Below are 14,147 nucleotides of genomic sequence, written 5' to 3'. Positions count from 1 at the left end.
ACGGGGGTCCGGCGGCGCTACAGTCCTCGGTAGTTGAGATCTCAACCAAGGAGGCCGGCATGCCCGCCGTGACCGTCGAGGACACCACCACCCTGCCGCGCGTCCCGCTGCCGGCCCCGCGCACGGTGCGGCGCCGCACCCGGTCGGTGACGACGGCGCCCTCGGGCTTCGAGGGCGAGGGCTTCCCGGTCCGCCGGGCCTTCGCCGGCGTCGACCTGCGCGACCTGGACCCGTTCATCCACATGGACCAGATGGGCGAGGTGGAGTACGCCCCCGGCGAGCCCAAGGGCACCAGCTGGCACCCGCACCGCGGCTTCGAGACCGTCACCTACATCATCGACGGCACCTTCGAGCACGCCGACTCCCACGGTGGCGGCGGCACGATCAGCAACGGCGACACCCAGTGGATGACCGCCGGCGGCGGCGTCCTGCACATCGAGCGCCCGCCGGAGCACCTCGTCGTCAGCGGCGGGCTGTTCCACGGCCTGCAGCTGTGGGTCAACCTGCCGCGGGCCCGGAAGTGGGTCGAGCCGCGCTACCAGGACCTGCGCGCCGACGAGTCGGTGCTGCTGGCCAGCCCCGACGCCGGCGCCTTCCTCCGCGTGATCGCCGGCGACGTCGCCGGGCAGACCGGCCCCGGCTCGACCTACACGCCCATGGCGATGGTGCACGCCACCGTCTCCCCCGGCGCCACCCTCGACCTGCCGTGGCGGCCGGACTTCAACGCGCTGGTCTACGTGCTCTCCGGCGCCGGCTCGGTCGGCATCGACGGCGCCCCGGTGCGCACCGGGCAGCTCGCCGTCCTCGGCCCCGGGGACACGGTGACGGTCAACGGCGCCGTCCACCAGGAGTCGCGCACCCCCGCGCTGGACGTGGTCATCCTCGGCGGCGCCCCGATCCGCGAGCCGATCGCCATGTACGGGCCGTTCGTGATGAACACCCGCCAGGAGGTCATGGACGCCTTCACCGACTTCCAGGCCGGCCGGCTCGGGTCGATCCCGGCCGCGTACGGGAAGCGGGACGTCCCGCACGGCGACGTCCGGGGCGAGACCGGGCAGGCGCCCGGCGCCTGACCGTCCCGGCGTGGAGGACCCGGCCGTCGAGGCCCCGGCGAGCCGTGAGTCCGGCCCCCCGAAGGGGACCGGCCTCACGGTCGTGCGGTGTGCATGTGTCAGGGGGTCTTCTTCAGGATGTAGAGCCCGAAGTCACGGTCGGACAGGGCGACGTACTCGACGTCGTCCTGCTCGAAGACCTCGACACCCCAGAAGTTGTTGCCACCCTCGTCGATGAAGGCGCCGACCTCCTGGATCTCGCCGCTGCCGATGTCGACAATTCGCAGACCGGCCGCGTAGTAGGACAGGTACGCCAGGTTCGGGTCCTGCTGCGAGACGGCCACCTCGTGCACCGAGAGGTCGCCCGAGCCCGTGGCGTGCTCGGGGTCGTGGGCCTCGGGGACGGCGTACGTGTCCATCTCGGCCATGCTCGCCGCGTCGAACAGGTGCACGTAGCCCCAGCCGTCGAAGTACGACGAGAAGGTCAGCGTGTCACCGGGCGTGCCGACATCGATGGGGGCGAGCTGGGTGCCGTCCCCGGCCAGGCACGCGGCGTCGTCGTACTGGGCGCCGAAGATGGCGAAGCCCTGCTCACGCGGGGCGACACCGAAGGTCGGGATACCGCCCTCGACGCTCATGCCGAGCGAGGAGTTGCAGCCGTCGGAGGCGGTGCGGTTGAACACCAGGACAGCCTCGTAGCCGCCGGCGGCCTCGACGTTGGCCACCTTCTCGGTGAAGGTGCACAGGCCACGCTCGACCACCGCGATCTGGGTGCCGTCGGCGGCCGGGGGCACGGTCGTGTCACCGTTGCAGGCACGGCCGGCGAACACCGAGCCGCCGGTGATGGTCTGCCCCTCTTCCAACGGCGGGGTGCCGCCGCCCTGACCCGCGGCAATGTCGGACCGGTCGTCCACGTTGCGGGTGATGAGCGCGTAGGGCGAGAAGTCCTCGTCCGCCGCGAGGACGAACCTGTTGTCCATCGTGAACTCGGCCTGGTGGGCGTTGCCCTCCGGCCGGACCGCCAGACCGCTCACCGCGGCCTCGGGGTCCAGCTCGGCGAAGTCGCTGTCGGACAGGTAGCTCGGCTTCCGCGGGTCCGTGACGTCGAGCTGCACGTAGCCGCCGTCCCAGTAGGACAGCAGCATGACCTGCCGACCGCCGATCTGCTTGACCACCATGTCGTGCAGGAAGACCTCGTCGAGGTGTCTCCCCGGCTGGAGGATCCGCGGGAACATCGCCGCGAGGTCGTGCTCGGCGATCAGCACAGGCTTCTTCGGGTCGGTGATGTCCATGATGTCGACGTCGGCGGCCTCCTCGTTGTCGACCATCACGGCGTAGGCCTTGTCGCCGACGTCCCAGGCGAAGACGCTGTGGATCTGGTTCGCCGACTTCTTCTGGTTGCCGCCGTCGGTCGAGTCACCGACGCCCACGGCCAGCGGCGTGGGCCGGGCCGGGTCCGTCACGTCGTAGAGGTTCATGCCGCCGAAGCCGGCCGGTTCCTTGCATGTCTCGTTGTTGGAGACCAGCACCTTGCCGGTGAAGGAACGAGTGGTCAGCTCGATGACGTGCATGCCCTCACCGGGGTAGCTGCCTTCCTTGGACGGCATGAAGGCGACCTCTACCGGGTTCCGCACGTCGGAGATGTCGACCACGTGGACGCCGTTGTCCTTGCAGGTGGCGCCACCCCAGGCGGCGAGGTATGCGTGGTCGCCGAAGACGGCGACGTCGGCGATCTTCCCCTCGACGACGCGGCTCAGCTGCAGCTTGCCGACCAGCTCGGCACCGTGGTTGTCGACGTCGATGTGGCCTTCCTGGCCGCCGTGCTGGTGGTGCAGGTCGTGCCCGTGGGTGGCCTTCGCGTTGTCGATGGCACCGTCCTCGCTGTGGGCGAGCGCGGGCGCGGCCGTCAACAGCAGCCCGGCAGCGCCGAGCACCGCCGCCTTGGCGATCCGTGTGGTCAAGGGAGCTCCTCATCATGCGATGGCCGGGCGGCCACCCGGCTGGGGGCCCGGCCGCTCGTGGCAGGCCGAGGATCCGCATCCAAGACGTGATGTGAATCACACGTCAAGTAGCCATCTGTCGTTCTGTATTTCGACGAGCACGGTGCGCTCGTGGCCGGTCAGCACGTCCTGACGCTCGGTTCCCCGCCGCCTACGCTGCGCGCCCGGCATGATGCCGTCGGGTCCGGAGGTGCACACTGGATCCCGTCCCGAGCGGCAGGAGGCGCCATGAGCAACCTCGACCGCCGCCCGGCCGCCCGCGAGCTCGGCGGGCTGCAGGACACCGCCGCGGGCCCGGCGCTGGACCTGCTCCCCGGCAAGGCGGTGATGCTCGGGGAGAGCACCCGGGTGCGCCGGCTGCTGCCGACGCTCGGCCGGCGCCTCGTGGGCGCGTGGGCCTTCGTCGACCACTACGGCCCCGACGACGTCGCCACCGGGGCGGGGATGCAGGTGCCGCCGCATCCGCACACCGGGCTGCAGACGGTGTCCTGGCTGCTGGAGGGCGAGGTGCACCACCGCGACTCGCTCGGCAGCGACGTCCGCTTCCGCCCCGGCGAGCTGGCGCTGATGACGGCGGGGCACGGGATCGCGCACTCCGAGCAGTCGCCGGTGCCCCACCCGCGCTACCTCCACGGCGCCCAGCTGTGGGTGGCGCTGCCCGACGCGCACCGGGAGACCGTCCCGGCGTTCGAGCACCACACGACGCTGCCGGGCTGGACGTCGGACGGGCTGACGACGACCGTGCTGATGGGCTCCCTCGGTGGCGCCGTCTCCCCCGGCACCGCCTACACCCCGCTGCTGGGCGCCGACCTGGCGCTGGACGCCGGCGCGGACGTCGAGCTGCCGCTGGACCCGGACTTCGAGCACGGCCTGCTGGTCTCCTCCGGCGCGGCCACCGCGGAGGGCGCGCCGCTGGAGCGGGGCGCGATGCTCTACCTGGGCACCGGGCGGCGGTCGCTGCGGCTGCGCGCCGCCGAGCCCAGCCGGCTGCTGCTGCTCGGCGGGGAGCCGTTCGAGGAGCGGCTGGTGATGTGGTGGAACTTCGTCGGCCGGTCGGGCGAGGAGATCGCCGACTACGCCGAGCAGTGGAACGCCGAGTCCGACCGGTTCGGCGCCGTGGAGGGGTTCGACGGCAACCGGCTGACAGCGCCACCGCTGCCGCCGGTCCAGCTCAAGGCCAGGGGGCGGCAGGGATGACGACCGACGACACGATGCTGGCCTTCGTCGCCGGGCAGCGCTGGGGCGTGCTCGCGACGATCAAGCGGGACGGCCGGCCGCAGCTGTCCAACGTCGGATACGCCTGGGACGACGGCCTGATCCGCGTCTCGGTGACCGCCGACCGCGCGAAGACCCGCAACCTGCAGCGCGACCCCCGGGTGACGCTGCACGTGGCGTCGACGGACTTCTGGACCTGGGTCGCCGTCGAGGGCACCGCCGAGCTCACCCCGGTCGCGCAGGACCCGCACGACGCCGCCGTCGAGGAGCTGATCGCCTACTACCGCGGCGTCTCCGGCGAGCACGAGAACTGGGACGAGTACCGGGCGGCCATGGTCGCCGACCGTCGCCTGGTGGTCCGCTTCCGCCCGGAGCACACCTACGGACAGCTGGGCGGATGAGCCGGACGCCGGACCGGCGCGCCCCGTTCGCGCCGGCCGGAGGCGTCAGGCGGTGGGCACCTGCATCACCGAGAACCCGGCGCCCCACGGGTCCTCGGCCACGGCGAACCGGCCGTACTCGGTGTCCGTCGGCGCCATCGTGACCTTGCCGCCGCGGGCCTCGACGGTGGCCACCGCGTCGTCGGTGGAGGCCACCGCGAAGCAGGTCGTCCAGCCCGTCGGCAGCCCGGGCTGGCGGGCGCCGAGCCCGCCCAGCGGGTCACCGCCGGTGCCGAAGGTCGTGTACCCCTCGCCGCCGGGGATCTCCTCGAACCGGAAGCCGAAGACCGAGCCGTAGAACTCCCGGGCGGCCGCCGGGTCGTCGACCGCCGCCTCGTTCCAGACCAGCGAGCCGGGCTCGTTGTACCGCTGCACGCCGGTGTGCTCGCCGGCCTGCCACAGCCCGAACGCGTTGCCCTGCGGATCGAGCGCGACCACCATCCGCCCCATCGGGCCGATCTCCATCGGCTCGACCACGACCGTGCCCCCGGCCTCCCGGATCCGGGCCGCGGTGGCGTAGGCGTCGTCGGTGGCGAAGTAGGTGGTCCAGCCGGGCTGTCCGGCCTCGTCCATCTGCGGACCCAGGCCGGCCACCTGCCGCCCGTCCTTCTCGGCGTTCAGGTAGCCGCCGAACTCGGGGTCGCCGCCGGTGTACTCCCAGCCGAGCAGGGCGGTGTAGAACTCCCGCGCCGCCGCCAGGTCGGCCGCGCCGTAGTCGACCCAGCAGGGCGTGCCGGCGGGCCAGGGGGTGTCTCGCGTGGGCATGGTTGCCTCCTCCTGTTGTGGGGGAGGTCACCGTCCCACCGGGGGCCGACAGTTCGGGTCGCCCGCGGCGCCCCGCGACCGGCCGGGCTCAGAACCGCCCGCCGCCGGCCCCGCCGCCGAACGAGCCACCACCGACCCCGCCGAACGACCCACCGCCGGCGCGGCCGCCGAACGACCCACCGCCGGCCCGCCCACCGAAGCCGCCGCCACCTCCGAAACTGCCGCCGAAGCCGCCCACGCGGCCGCGACCACCGCCGCCGCCCAGGAGGATGCCGCCCAGCACGAGGCTGCCGAGGTCCACGCCGCCGCGCCGGTACCCGCCGCCGTAGCCGCCGCCGAACCCACCCGGCCCGTAGCCGGAGTTCCACCGGCCGACGTCGTCCTGGGCGAGGTCCAGGGCGTGCTGGGCCAGCATCCCCGCCTGGTGGGCCTCCCGCAGCGCGCTCACCGGGTCGGTCCGGCCCAGGTCGACGGCGGCCTCCAGGTGCCGCTGCGCCTCGGCCAGCCGGGTGCGGGCCTCGGGCCCCACTGCGCCGCGGCGGGTGTCGACGAAGTCCGCCGCCGCGGCCACCGCCGAGCGCGCGTTGAGCAGCGCCTGGTCCAGCGCCGCCGCGGCCCGGCGGGCCTGGGTGTGCGCGTCGCGGGCCGCGGAGAGCGCCTCCTCGAGGGCGACGTCGGCGTCCTCGAGCTGCCGGAGCGCGGCCAGCGGATCGGCCGGGGTGCCGTCGGCCGGGTGCAGCGCGGCGTCGCAGGCGGCGAGCGCCGACTCGGCCCGGGCGATCTGCGGGGCCAGGCCCGAGCGGTCGCCGGCGGCGACCAGCGCGCGGGCCTCGGCGAGGTCCTTCTCGGTCTCCGCCCGTGCGTCCGCGACCCGGCCCGCGGCGGAGTCGAGATCGGCGGCGAGCCGCCCGACGGCGTCCAGCAGCGTGCCGGTCTGCGCCACCGCGTCCTCGGCCGCCCGGATGTCCCCGACCGCGTCGCCGCTGCGCCCCTCGGCCAGCGCGTCCCGCGCCTCCCGGACCTCCTGCTCGGCGGCGGCCAGCCGGGCCCGGGCCTGGTCCACGTTGTCCGCCACGGGGGCGGACGCCGAGGCCGCGTACCGGCCCCGGTAAGCGGCCAGCCGCTGCTCCTCCTGCGGGATCCGCTCGCGCAGCCCGGCCAGCCGCGGCTCCAGCCCGTCCAGCACCTGCGGCGCCGTCCGCTCGAGGTCGCGCAGCCGCTGGAAGGCCTCGCTCTGCTCGTCCAGCCGCGCGTCGGCGGCCTGGGTCAGCGCGAGGATCTCCGCGAGCATCCGGCGGGTGGTGGGCTCGTCCTCCGGGACGTCGTCGTCGAGCTGCTGGCGCAGCGTGAAGGCCCGGGACACCTCGGCCCGGGACTGCGCGAGCGCGGCGCCGAACCCGGCGACGGCGTCCTCGCCGTACTGCGAGCGGGCGAAGTCGAGGTCGAGCTGCGAGGTCTTCACGGCCTCGTCGAGCTCGAGCAGGGCCTCGCTGGCGCGCCCCTGGAGTTCGGCGGTGGGGACGCCCTCGTACGGGTCGGGCTCGGGGCGCCGCCGGCCGGGTGGCAGCGCTCCGCCGTGGTTCCGGCGGGACCGGCTCGCCAGGTAGAGGCCGCCGCCGACCACCGCGATGCCACCGAGCACCAGCAGCGGTCCCGCCCCGCCGGAGCCGCCGTCCGAGGCCGCGTCCCCGGGCTCGCCGGCCGCCGCCGACCCCTCCCGCAGCAGGTCGGCGAAGGCGGCCACGCCCCCGGCCCAGTTCCCGGCGCCGAACAGCGGTGCCACCTCGGTCTCCGCGCGCTGCTCGATCTCCTGCACGGGCAGCGGGGCGTCCACGGGTGGCACGAACGCGTACTCCCCGTCCCCCACGGCCACGGCGAGCAGCGCGTCCTCCGCGGAGAGCTGGCTCAGTTCCGCCGTGGCCTGCGCCCAGTCCCTGCGGTCCGCGCCGTCGAAGCTCGAGACGAAGACGACGTACAGATCGGTGCCGGTGTCCGCCCGCAGCTCGTCGAGGGTCTCCTCGACCTGCGCCGTGCTGCCCTCCAGGGCGCCGACCTCGTCGACGACCTGCTCCGGGAGCCGGAACGGCGGCACCGCGTACGCCGGGCCGCCGACGAGCAGCAGGACGGCGAGCACCCCCAGGACGACGCACAGCCGGCGCACGGACACCTCCAGGAGGGGCGGACTCGTTCCGCAGCGACCCTACCGACGCGGAACGGGTCCGGCCCGGCCGCCGCGGGTAGGGGCGACCCGCCACTACCTCGCCGCGAGGAGGCCCCGTGTCCGAGCCCGACTCCGTCCCCGCCGCCGCGCTGCCACCGGGGACGGTCCGCCGCGCCGGCGGCTGGGCGGTGGGCAACCGCGGCGACGAGAGGTACTTCGCCGTCTCCCGGCGGTGCCGCCACCAGCTGGCCGACCTCGCCGAGGGCACCCTCGACGCCGACGGCTGCCTGGTCTGTCCCTGGCACCAGAGCCGCTACGACGTGCGCACCGGCGAGATGGTCGACGGGCCCCGCGGGTTCCTCGGCTACCACGGCCCCACGCCCGTCTACAGCGGCCTGGTCCGGCTGGTGGGCAGCATCGCCCGGCTGCGGGTCCGCCGGGCGGTCCGCCGGGACGACGACGTCGTCCTGGAGTGACCGGCGCCGGTCATCCGTAGGTGTTGCGCGGCAGCGGACGGTCCCGGCCGAGGAACGGGGTCGGGTCGTCGTCGCCCGGACCGCCGTCCGGTGCCCGCCGGGTGGCGGCGCCGGCCTGCAGCGCCTCCTCCGGCGAGCGCGGTCGCAGGAGACCGTCGCGGATCTCCTCGGCCCAGTGGCAGCTCACCAGCCGCCCGGGAGCCAGCTCGCGCAGCACCGGCACCTCGTCGTCGCACCGGGTCTCCTGCCGCCACGGGCAGCGGGTGTGGAACCGGCAGCCGCTGGGCGGATCGGCCGGCGACGGGAGGTCACCGGCGAGCAGGATCCGCTCCCGCGTCTCCTCCACGACCGGGTCCGGCACCGGGACGGCGCTCATCAGCGCCCGCGTGTAGGGGTGCAGCGGTTGCTCGTAGAGGTCGTCGGCCGGGGCCTGCTCCACCAGCGAGCCGAGGTACATGACCCCGACGACGTCGCTGATGTGCCGCACCACCGCCAGGTCGTGGGCGATGACCAGGTAGGTGAGGCCCAGCCGCTGCTGGAGCTCCTCGAGCAGGTTGAGCACCTGCGCCTGCACCGACACGTCGAGCGCGGACACCGGCTCGTCGGCGATCAGCAGGTCCGGCTCGAGCGCGACGGCGCGCGCGATGCCGATGCGCTGCCGCTGGCCGCCGGAGAACTCGTGCGGATAGCGGCGCAGCGCCGCGGCGGGCAGCCCGACGGCGTCGAGCAGGGTCCGGATCTTCTCGGCGATGCCCGCCTTGCCGCCGGCGAGGCCGTGGGCGTGCAGCGGCTCCGCGAGCAGCGACTCCACGTTCTGCCGCGGGTCGAGGCTGCCCATCGGGTCCTGGAACACCATCTGCATGCGCTGGCGCATGTGCCGCAGCGGCTCGCCCTTGAGCGCGGCGACGTCGGTGCCGTCGAACAGCACCCGTCCGGCCGTGGGCTCGACCAGCCGCAGGATGGCCCGGCCCAGCGTGGACTTGCCGCAGCCGGACTCCCCGACCAGCCCGTAGGTGGCCCCGCGCGGGACGACGAGATCGACGCCGTCGACGGCCTGGACGTGCCCGACGGTGCGGTCGAAGAAGACCCCGGCCTTGATCGGGAAGTGCACCTTGAGGCCCTCGACCCGCAGCAGCTCGTCCGGGCCGGTGGACGTCGGGACGGCGGTCACCGGGACGCTCCGGAGGCGGTCGCGCCGGTCGCCGGCGACGAGTGCTCGAGGGGGTGCCGGCAGCGCAGCTCCCGGCCGGGGCCGTCGTACTCCAGCGGGATGGTGCTGCCCGACACCTCGGTCAGGCAGTCGTCCTGGGCGTTGTCGCAGCGCGGCGCGAAGGCGCAGCCCTCCGCCCACGGGATGGCGTCGCGGGCGGAGCCACGGATCGGCGTGAGCGGGGTGCCACGGCCGGAGTCGAGCCGGGGCACCGAGGCCAGCAGCCCGCCGGTGTAGGGCTGGCGGGGGCGGGCGAACAGGTCGTGCCGGTCGGCGGTCTCGATGACCTTGCCCGCGTACATGACGTGCACCCGGTCGCAGAGCCCGGCGACGACGCCCAGGTCGTGGGTGATCATCACCAGCGCCGTGCCGGAGTCGACGACGAGCTCCCGGAGCAGCTCCAGGATCTGCGCCTGGATCGTCACGTCCAGCGCCGTCGTCGGCTCGTCGGCGATCAGCAGCCGCGGCGAGCAGGCCAGGGACATGGCGATGAGCGCCCGCTGGCGCATCCCGCCGGACAGCTGGTGGGGGTACTCCTTCAGCCGGCGGGCGGGATCGGGGATCCCCACCCGGTCCAGGAGCCGGGTGGCCTCCTCGCGCGCCTCCGCCTTGGTCATCTCCCGGTGCTCCAGCAGCACCTCCGTCACCTGCGTGCCGATCGGGACGGTCGGGTTGAGCGAGGACAGCGGGTCCTGGAAGACCATCCCCATGTCCGCGCCGCGCAGGCTCCGCAGCACCCGGTCCGAGGCGCCGATCAGCTCCTGCCCGTCCAGGCGCACCGACCCGGTCACCTGGACGCCGCGCCGCGGCAGCAGGCCCATGACGGCGAGCGAGGTGACCGACTTGCCGCAGCCGGACTCCCCCACCAGGCCGATGGTCTCGCCGGGGGCGACGGAGAAGCTGACGCCGTCCACGGCACGGGTCGGCTGCTCACCGCGGCGGACGAACGCCACGGCGAGGTCCTCCACCTCGAGCACCGGGGCGGCCAGGCCGCCCGCGGACGCACTGCCCGTCCGGGTCACCGTGCTCACCTCCGGAACTTCGGGTCGAGGGCCTCGCGCAGGCGTTCGCCGAGCAGCGTGAAGCCGAGCGCGACGACGATGATGCACATCGCCGGCCACACGGCCAGGGCCGGGCGGATGGACAGGAAGTCCTGGGCGTTGGCGAGCATCGCCCCCCACTCGGGGCGCGCGATGTCGGGATCCCCCAGGCCCAGGTACGAGAGGGCCGCCGCCTCGATGATGGCGGTCGCCAGGGAGAGCGTCGCCTGGACGATGACGGGCGACAGCGAGTTGGGCAGCACGTGCCCGAAGACGATCCGCGCCTTCTTCACGCCGAGCGCCTGGGCGGCCACGGCGTAGTCGCTGCCCCGCTGGGCCAGCATCGACCCGCGCAGCAGCCGGGCGAACACCGGCACCTGGACGACGGCGATGGCGATCATCAGCGCGTACTGGTTCTGGCCCAGCAGCACCGAGATGGTGATCGCCATCAGCAGGCCTGGGATGGACAGGATGATGTCGACGAACCGCATCACCACGGTGTCGACCCAGCCGCCGAAGGCGCCGGCCAGCACGCCCAGGGACATGCCGACCACCAGCCCCAGCACGGTGGAGACCACGCCGATGAGCAGCGACTGCCGCGAGCCGTAGATCAGCCGGGACAGCAGGTCCCGCCCGAGGTTGTCGACCCCGAGGGGGAAGCCTTCCCGCGCGCCGGGGATCTGGCCGGGCCGGATCTCCGACAGCAGGTACTGGGCGGTCGGGTCCTTGGGGGCCAGCCACGGCGCGAACGCCGCGACGACGATGAACACGACCACGATGACCGCGCCGGTGATCGCCACGGGGTCCCGGCGCAGCCGCCGGACGGCGCTGCGGGTCAGCGACAGGCCGCCCTCGCCCTCGGGGAGCTGGCCGGCGCGGGCGGCGAGCTCGTCGATCCGCTGCCTCTTCACCTCGCCCAGCGCGGTCATCGGACCCTCACCCGCGGGTCCAGCAGGCCGTAGGAGATGTCGACCAGCAGGTTCACCAGCACGTAGACCACCGCGAGCATGAGGATGAAGCCCTGCAGGACGGCGAAGTCGCGGTAGGTGATCGCATCCCGGAGGGTCAGTCCCACCCCGCCGAAGGCGAAGACGGTCTCGGTGAGCACCGCGCCGGACAGCAGCAGGCCGGTCTGCAGGCCGATCGTCGTCGACACCGGCAGGAGGGCGTTGCGGACGACGTGCCGGCGGCGCACCGTCGCCGTCGCCAGACCCTTGGCGTTCGCCGTCCGGACGTAGTCCTCGTTGACGACGTCGAGCACCGACGCCCGCGTGATCCGCACGATGATCGCCAGCGGGATCGTGCCCAGCGCGATGGCCGGCAGGACCAGGTGGAGGAGGGCGTCCCAGGCCGCGTCCCACTCCCGGGTGAGGAGCCCGTCCAGGACGTAGAAGTTGGTGATGCGGGTGGCGTCGATCCGCACGTCCTGCCGGCCCGATCCGGGCAGCCAGCCGAGCTCGACGGCGAACAGCAGGCGCAGCAGGTAGGCGAGGAAGAAGACCGGGATCGCCACGCCCACCAGCGACCCGACGACCGAGGCGGAGTCGAGGAAGCTGCCGTGCCGGCGGGCGGCGACGTAGCCCATGGGGATGCCCACCCCGATCGCGAAGACCATCGCGAGCAGGGTCAGCTCGATCGTGCCGGGGAACCGCTCGAGGAAGACCTCGGTGACCGGCCGCCCGTACTGGGTGGAGTTGCCGAAGTCGAGCGTGAGGGCGCGGCCCAGGAAGCGGAAGTACTGCACGTAGAGCGGCTCGTCGAGGCCGAACAGCTCGTTGTACTGGGCGATCGCCTCCGGGGTGGCCCGCTCGCCGAGGGCCGCCTGCGCGGGACCGCCGGGCAGTGCGCGCAACCAGGCGAAGAGGAGGACGGAGAGCCCCAGCAGGATCGGGATCAGCTGGAACAGCCGCCGGACGATGAAGCGGAGCACGTGCTCGGACCAGCCTTTCCGGACTCCCCTGCCGGGGTCCGCTGTCCTACCGCGTACCGGGGACCGCGCCGGTGGTGGCGATCCTGCCTGCCACCACCGGCGCGGTCGACACGGAAGGGACTCAGTCCTCCAGGGTCACCGTCGAGAAGTCCTCCGCCGTCAGCGGGCTGGGCTCCAGGCCCTGCACGTTCTCGGCCACGACCAGCGCCGGGGGCGAGTGCGAGATCGGCACCGCCGGCAGGAACTCCTTGATCAGCCGGTTCGCCTCCTGGTAGAGCTCGATCCGGTCGGCCGGGTCCGGCGCGGCGTCGGCCTGCGCCAGCGCCTCGAAGATCTCCGGGGCGCTGAACGCGCCGAACTCCGCGGACGCCTGGTTGTTCTGGTCCTCGGCGAAGAACGTGCCGATGAAGTTGTAGGCGTCGTTGTAGTCACCGGTCCAGCCGAGCAGGTGGATGTCGGCCTGGCCCGACTGCACGGCCTGCAGGTAGTCCGGGTTCCACTGCAGCGCGACCGGCTCGATGGTCAGGCCGACCTCACGCAGGTCCTCGGCGATGACCTGGAACATCGCGGCCGGGTCCGGCAGGTACGGCCGGCTGACGTCGGTCGGGTAGTAGAACCGCAGCGTGGTACCGGCCGCGCCGGCCTCCTCCAGCAGCTGCCGGGCCCGCTCCGGGTCGTACTCGTAGGTCCGCACGTCCTCGGTCCAGCCGTCGACCGTGGGAGGCATGAAGTTGATCGCCACCTCGGCGCCCTCGGGGAGCAGCGAGGTCACGATCTCCTCGCGGTTGATCGCGTGGGCGACGGCCTGGCGCACCCGCTCGTCCTGCAGCGCCGGGTTGGCGTTGGTGCCCTCCACGTTCCCGTGGTTGAAGCCCAGGTAGAGGATGTTGAACGGATCGCGCACCAGGACCTGGAAGCCGTCGTCCTCGAGGGTCTGGTAGTCGGCCGGCGAGACGAAGTCGTAGCCGTCGATCGTGCCGGCCTGGAGCTCCTGCCGGCGGGTGTTCCCCTCGGGGATGGTGCGGAAGATGATCCTGTCGAGCTTGGCCGGCTCGCCCCAGTAGTCCTCGTTGCGGACGATGGTGACCTCGCCGTTGCCACGGTCCCAGTTCTCGAACGTGAACGGTCCGGTGCCGGTCGGGTGCTCGAGGGCGTACTCGGTGTAGGTGATCGCGTCCTCGCTGCCGGCCAGGTTGTCGGCGTCGTACTCCTGCAGGGCCGTCGGGCTCTGGATGGAGAACGCCGGCAGCGACAGGGCGGCCGGGATCTTGCTGGTCACCCGGTTGAGCGTGATGACGGCGGTGTTCTCGTCGACGGCCTCGCAGCCCTCGTAGATGCCCGGGTCGGGGCTGTCGGCGAATCCGCCGAAGACCGCCTGGTAGTAGTACGTCGCGCTGGGGCTCTGGGCCAGGCCCTCGAAGTTGTGCCAGCGGTCGAAGTTGAAGCAGACCGCCTCGGCGTTGAAGTCGGTGCCGTCGTGGAACGTCACGCCCTCGCGCAGGTCGAAGGTGTACTCGAGGCCGTCCTCGGTCACCTCCCAGTCCTCGGCCAGGGCCGGCTCGAGTTCGGTACCGCCCGCGGACGTGGTCAGCAGGCCCTCGTGGATCTGGCGGGCGATGCGGAACGTCTCGCCGTCGCTGGCGAACGCCGGGTCGAACATCGCCGGGTCGCCGGCGGCGCCGAAGACCAGCGTGCCACCGGACGCCTCGGCGGCGGGGTCGCCGCCCTCGCCGTCCCGGTCGCTGGAGGCGCAGGCCGACAGGGTTACTGCTGTGAGTGCGGCCGCACTGGCGGCGAGCGCACGAGTGGCACGACGTGACATCGCGGAAGACCTGCCTTCTCGACCCTCGGGGGCCGG

Annotated in this window: 12 protein-coding genes; 4 read left to right on the top strand and 8 right to left on the bottom strand. The window is 73.4% G+C overall.

Annotated elements, in window-relative coordinates; genetic code table 11:
- Positions 1-59 precede the first annotated feature (59 nt).
- Positions 60-1,073, top strand: coding sequence for a pirin family protein (locus ABDB74_RS02025; RefSeq protein WP_346621361.1), 1,014 nt, complete (start codon positions 60-62; stop codon positions 1,071-1,073).
- 98 nt (positions 1,074-1,171) lie between these two features.
- On the opposite strand, the gene ABDB74_RS02020 is transcribed toward ABDB74_RS02025, so the two are convergent.
- The gene (locus tag ABDB74_RS02020; RefSeq protein WP_346621360.1) at positions 1,172-3,013 is read right to left on the bottom strand and encodes a PA domain-containing protein; all 1,842 of its coding nucleotides are present in this window, start codon (positions 3,011-3,013) and stop codon (positions 1,172-1,174) included.
- 267 nt (positions 3,014-3,280) lie between these two features.
- On the opposite strand from ABDB74_RS02020, the gene ABDB74_RS02015 reads away from it, so the two are divergent.
- Both ABDB74_RS02015 and ABDB74_RS02010 read left to right on the top strand, forming a co-directional pair.
- Positions 3,281-4,249, top strand: coding sequence for a pirin family protein (locus tag ABDB74_RS02015; protein WP_346621358.1), 969 nt, complete (start codon positions 3,281-3,283; stop codon positions 4,247-4,249).
- A complete protein-coding gene (locus tag ABDB74_RS02010; protein WP_346621357.1) occupies positions 4,246-4,668 on the top strand; it encodes a PPOX class F420-dependent oxidoreductase in 423 nt (140 codons plus the stop codon). Before ABDB74_RS02015 ends, ABDB74_RS02010 begins: the two co-directional genes overlap by 4 nt.
- 45 nt (positions 4,669-4,713) lie before the next feature.
- Here ABDB74_RS02010 and ABDB74_RS02005 read toward each other — a convergent pair whose 3' ends face one another.
- Complete coding sequence (locus ABDB74_RS02005) at positions 4,714-5,472, bottom strand: VOC family protein (RefSeq protein WP_346621355.1); 759 nt, start codon at positions 5,470-5,472, stop codon at positions 4,714-4,716.
- A gap of 88 nt (positions 5,473-5,560) precedes the next feature.
- Positions 5,561-7,633 (bottom strand): TPM domain-containing protein, encoded by a 2,073-nt coding sequence (locus ABDB74_RS02000; protein ID WP_346621354.1) that lies wholly within the window; start codon positions 7,631-7,633, stop codon positions 5,561-5,563.
- A 116-nt stretch (positions 7,634-7,749) separates the two neighbouring features.
- Between ABDB74_RS02000 and ABDB74_RS01995 the strand changes: the two genes are divergently transcribed.
- Complete coding sequence (locus ABDB74_RS01995; protein WP_346621353.1) at positions 7,750-8,109, top strand: Rieske (2Fe-2S) protein; 360 nt, start codon at positions 7,750-7,752, stop codon at positions 8,107-8,109.
- A gap of 10 nt (positions 8,110-8,119) precedes the next feature.
- On the opposite strand, the gene ABDB74_RS01990 is transcribed toward ABDB74_RS01995, so the two are convergent.
- The 5 genes from ABDB74_RS01990 to ABDB74_RS01970 all read right to left on the bottom strand — a co-directional run bounded on the left by ABDB74_RS01990 (position 8,120) and on the right by ABDB74_RS01970 (position 14,111).
- Complete coding sequence (locus ABDB74_RS01990) at positions 8,120-9,280, bottom strand: ABC transporter ATP-binding protein (protein ID WP_346621351.1); 1,161 nt, start codon at positions 9,278-9,280, stop codon at positions 8,120-8,122.
- Positions 9,277-10,341: an ABC transporter ATP-binding protein gene (locus tag ABDB74_RS01985; RefSeq protein ID WP_346621349.1), complete on the bottom strand. Its 1,065-nt coding sequence runs from the start codon at positions 10,339-10,341 to the stop codon at positions 9,277-9,279. The genes ABDB74_RS01990 and ABDB74_RS01985 overlap by 4 nt, the downstream gene beginning before the upstream one ends.
- A gap of 5 nt (positions 10,342-10,346) precedes the next feature.
- The gene (locus ABDB74_RS01980; RefSeq protein ID WP_346621348.1) at positions 10,347-11,288 is read right to left on the bottom strand and encodes an ABC transporter permease; all 942 of its coding nucleotides are present in this window, start codon (positions 11,286-11,288) and stop codon (positions 10,347-10,349) included.
- Positions 11,285-12,289: an ABC transporter permease gene (locus ABDB74_RS01975; protein ID WP_346621347.1), complete on the bottom strand. Its 1,005-nt coding sequence runs from the start codon at positions 12,287-12,289 to the stop codon at positions 11,285-11,287. The genes ABDB74_RS01980 and ABDB74_RS01975 overlap by 4 nt, the downstream gene beginning before the upstream one ends.
- Positions 12,290-12,410: 121 nt before the next feature.
- Entirely contained in the window at positions 12,411-14,111 is a 1,701-nt protein-coding gene (locus tag ABDB74_RS01970) for an ABC transporter substrate-binding protein (RefSeq protein ID WP_346621346.1), read from the bottom strand.
- Between the last annotated feature and the right edge of the window lie 36 nt (positions 14,112-14,147).

Source organism: Blastococcus sp. HT6-4 (assembly GCF_039679125.1).
In the GTDB taxonomy this organism is placed as follows: domain Bacteria; phylum Actinomycetota; class Actinomycetes; order Mycobacteriales; family Geodermatophilaceae; genus Blastococcus; species Blastococcus montanus.
The sequence above is the reverse complement of the archived record's forward strand: the minus strand, read 5'-3'. Positions and strand labels throughout refer to the sequence as shown.

Coding starts and splice junctions, on each gene's coding strand:
- ABDB74_RS02015 (WP_346621358.1), top strand. CDS start 3,281: ATGAGCAACCTCGACCGCCGCCCGGCCGCCCGCGAGCTCGGCGGGCTG.
- ABDB74_RS01970 (WP_346621346.1), bottom strand. CDS start 14,111: ATGTCACGTCGTGCCACTCGTGCGCTCGCCGCCAGTGCGGCCGCACTC.
- ABDB74_RS01980 (WP_346621348.1), bottom strand. CDS start 11,288: ATGACCGCGCTGGGCGAGGTGAAGAGGCAGCGGATCGACGAGCTCGCC.
- ABDB74_RS02005 (WP_346621355.1), bottom strand. CDS start 5,472: ATGCCCACGCGAGACACCCCCTGGCCCGCCGGCACGCCCTGCTGGGTC.
- ABDB74_RS02010 (WP_346621357.1), top strand. CDS start 4,246: ATGACGACCGACGACACGATGCTGGCCTTCGTCGCCGGGCAGCGCTGG.
- ABDB74_RS02025 (WP_346621361.1), top strand. CDS start 60: ATGCCCGCCGTGACCGTCGAGGACACCACCACCCTGCCGCGCGTCCCG.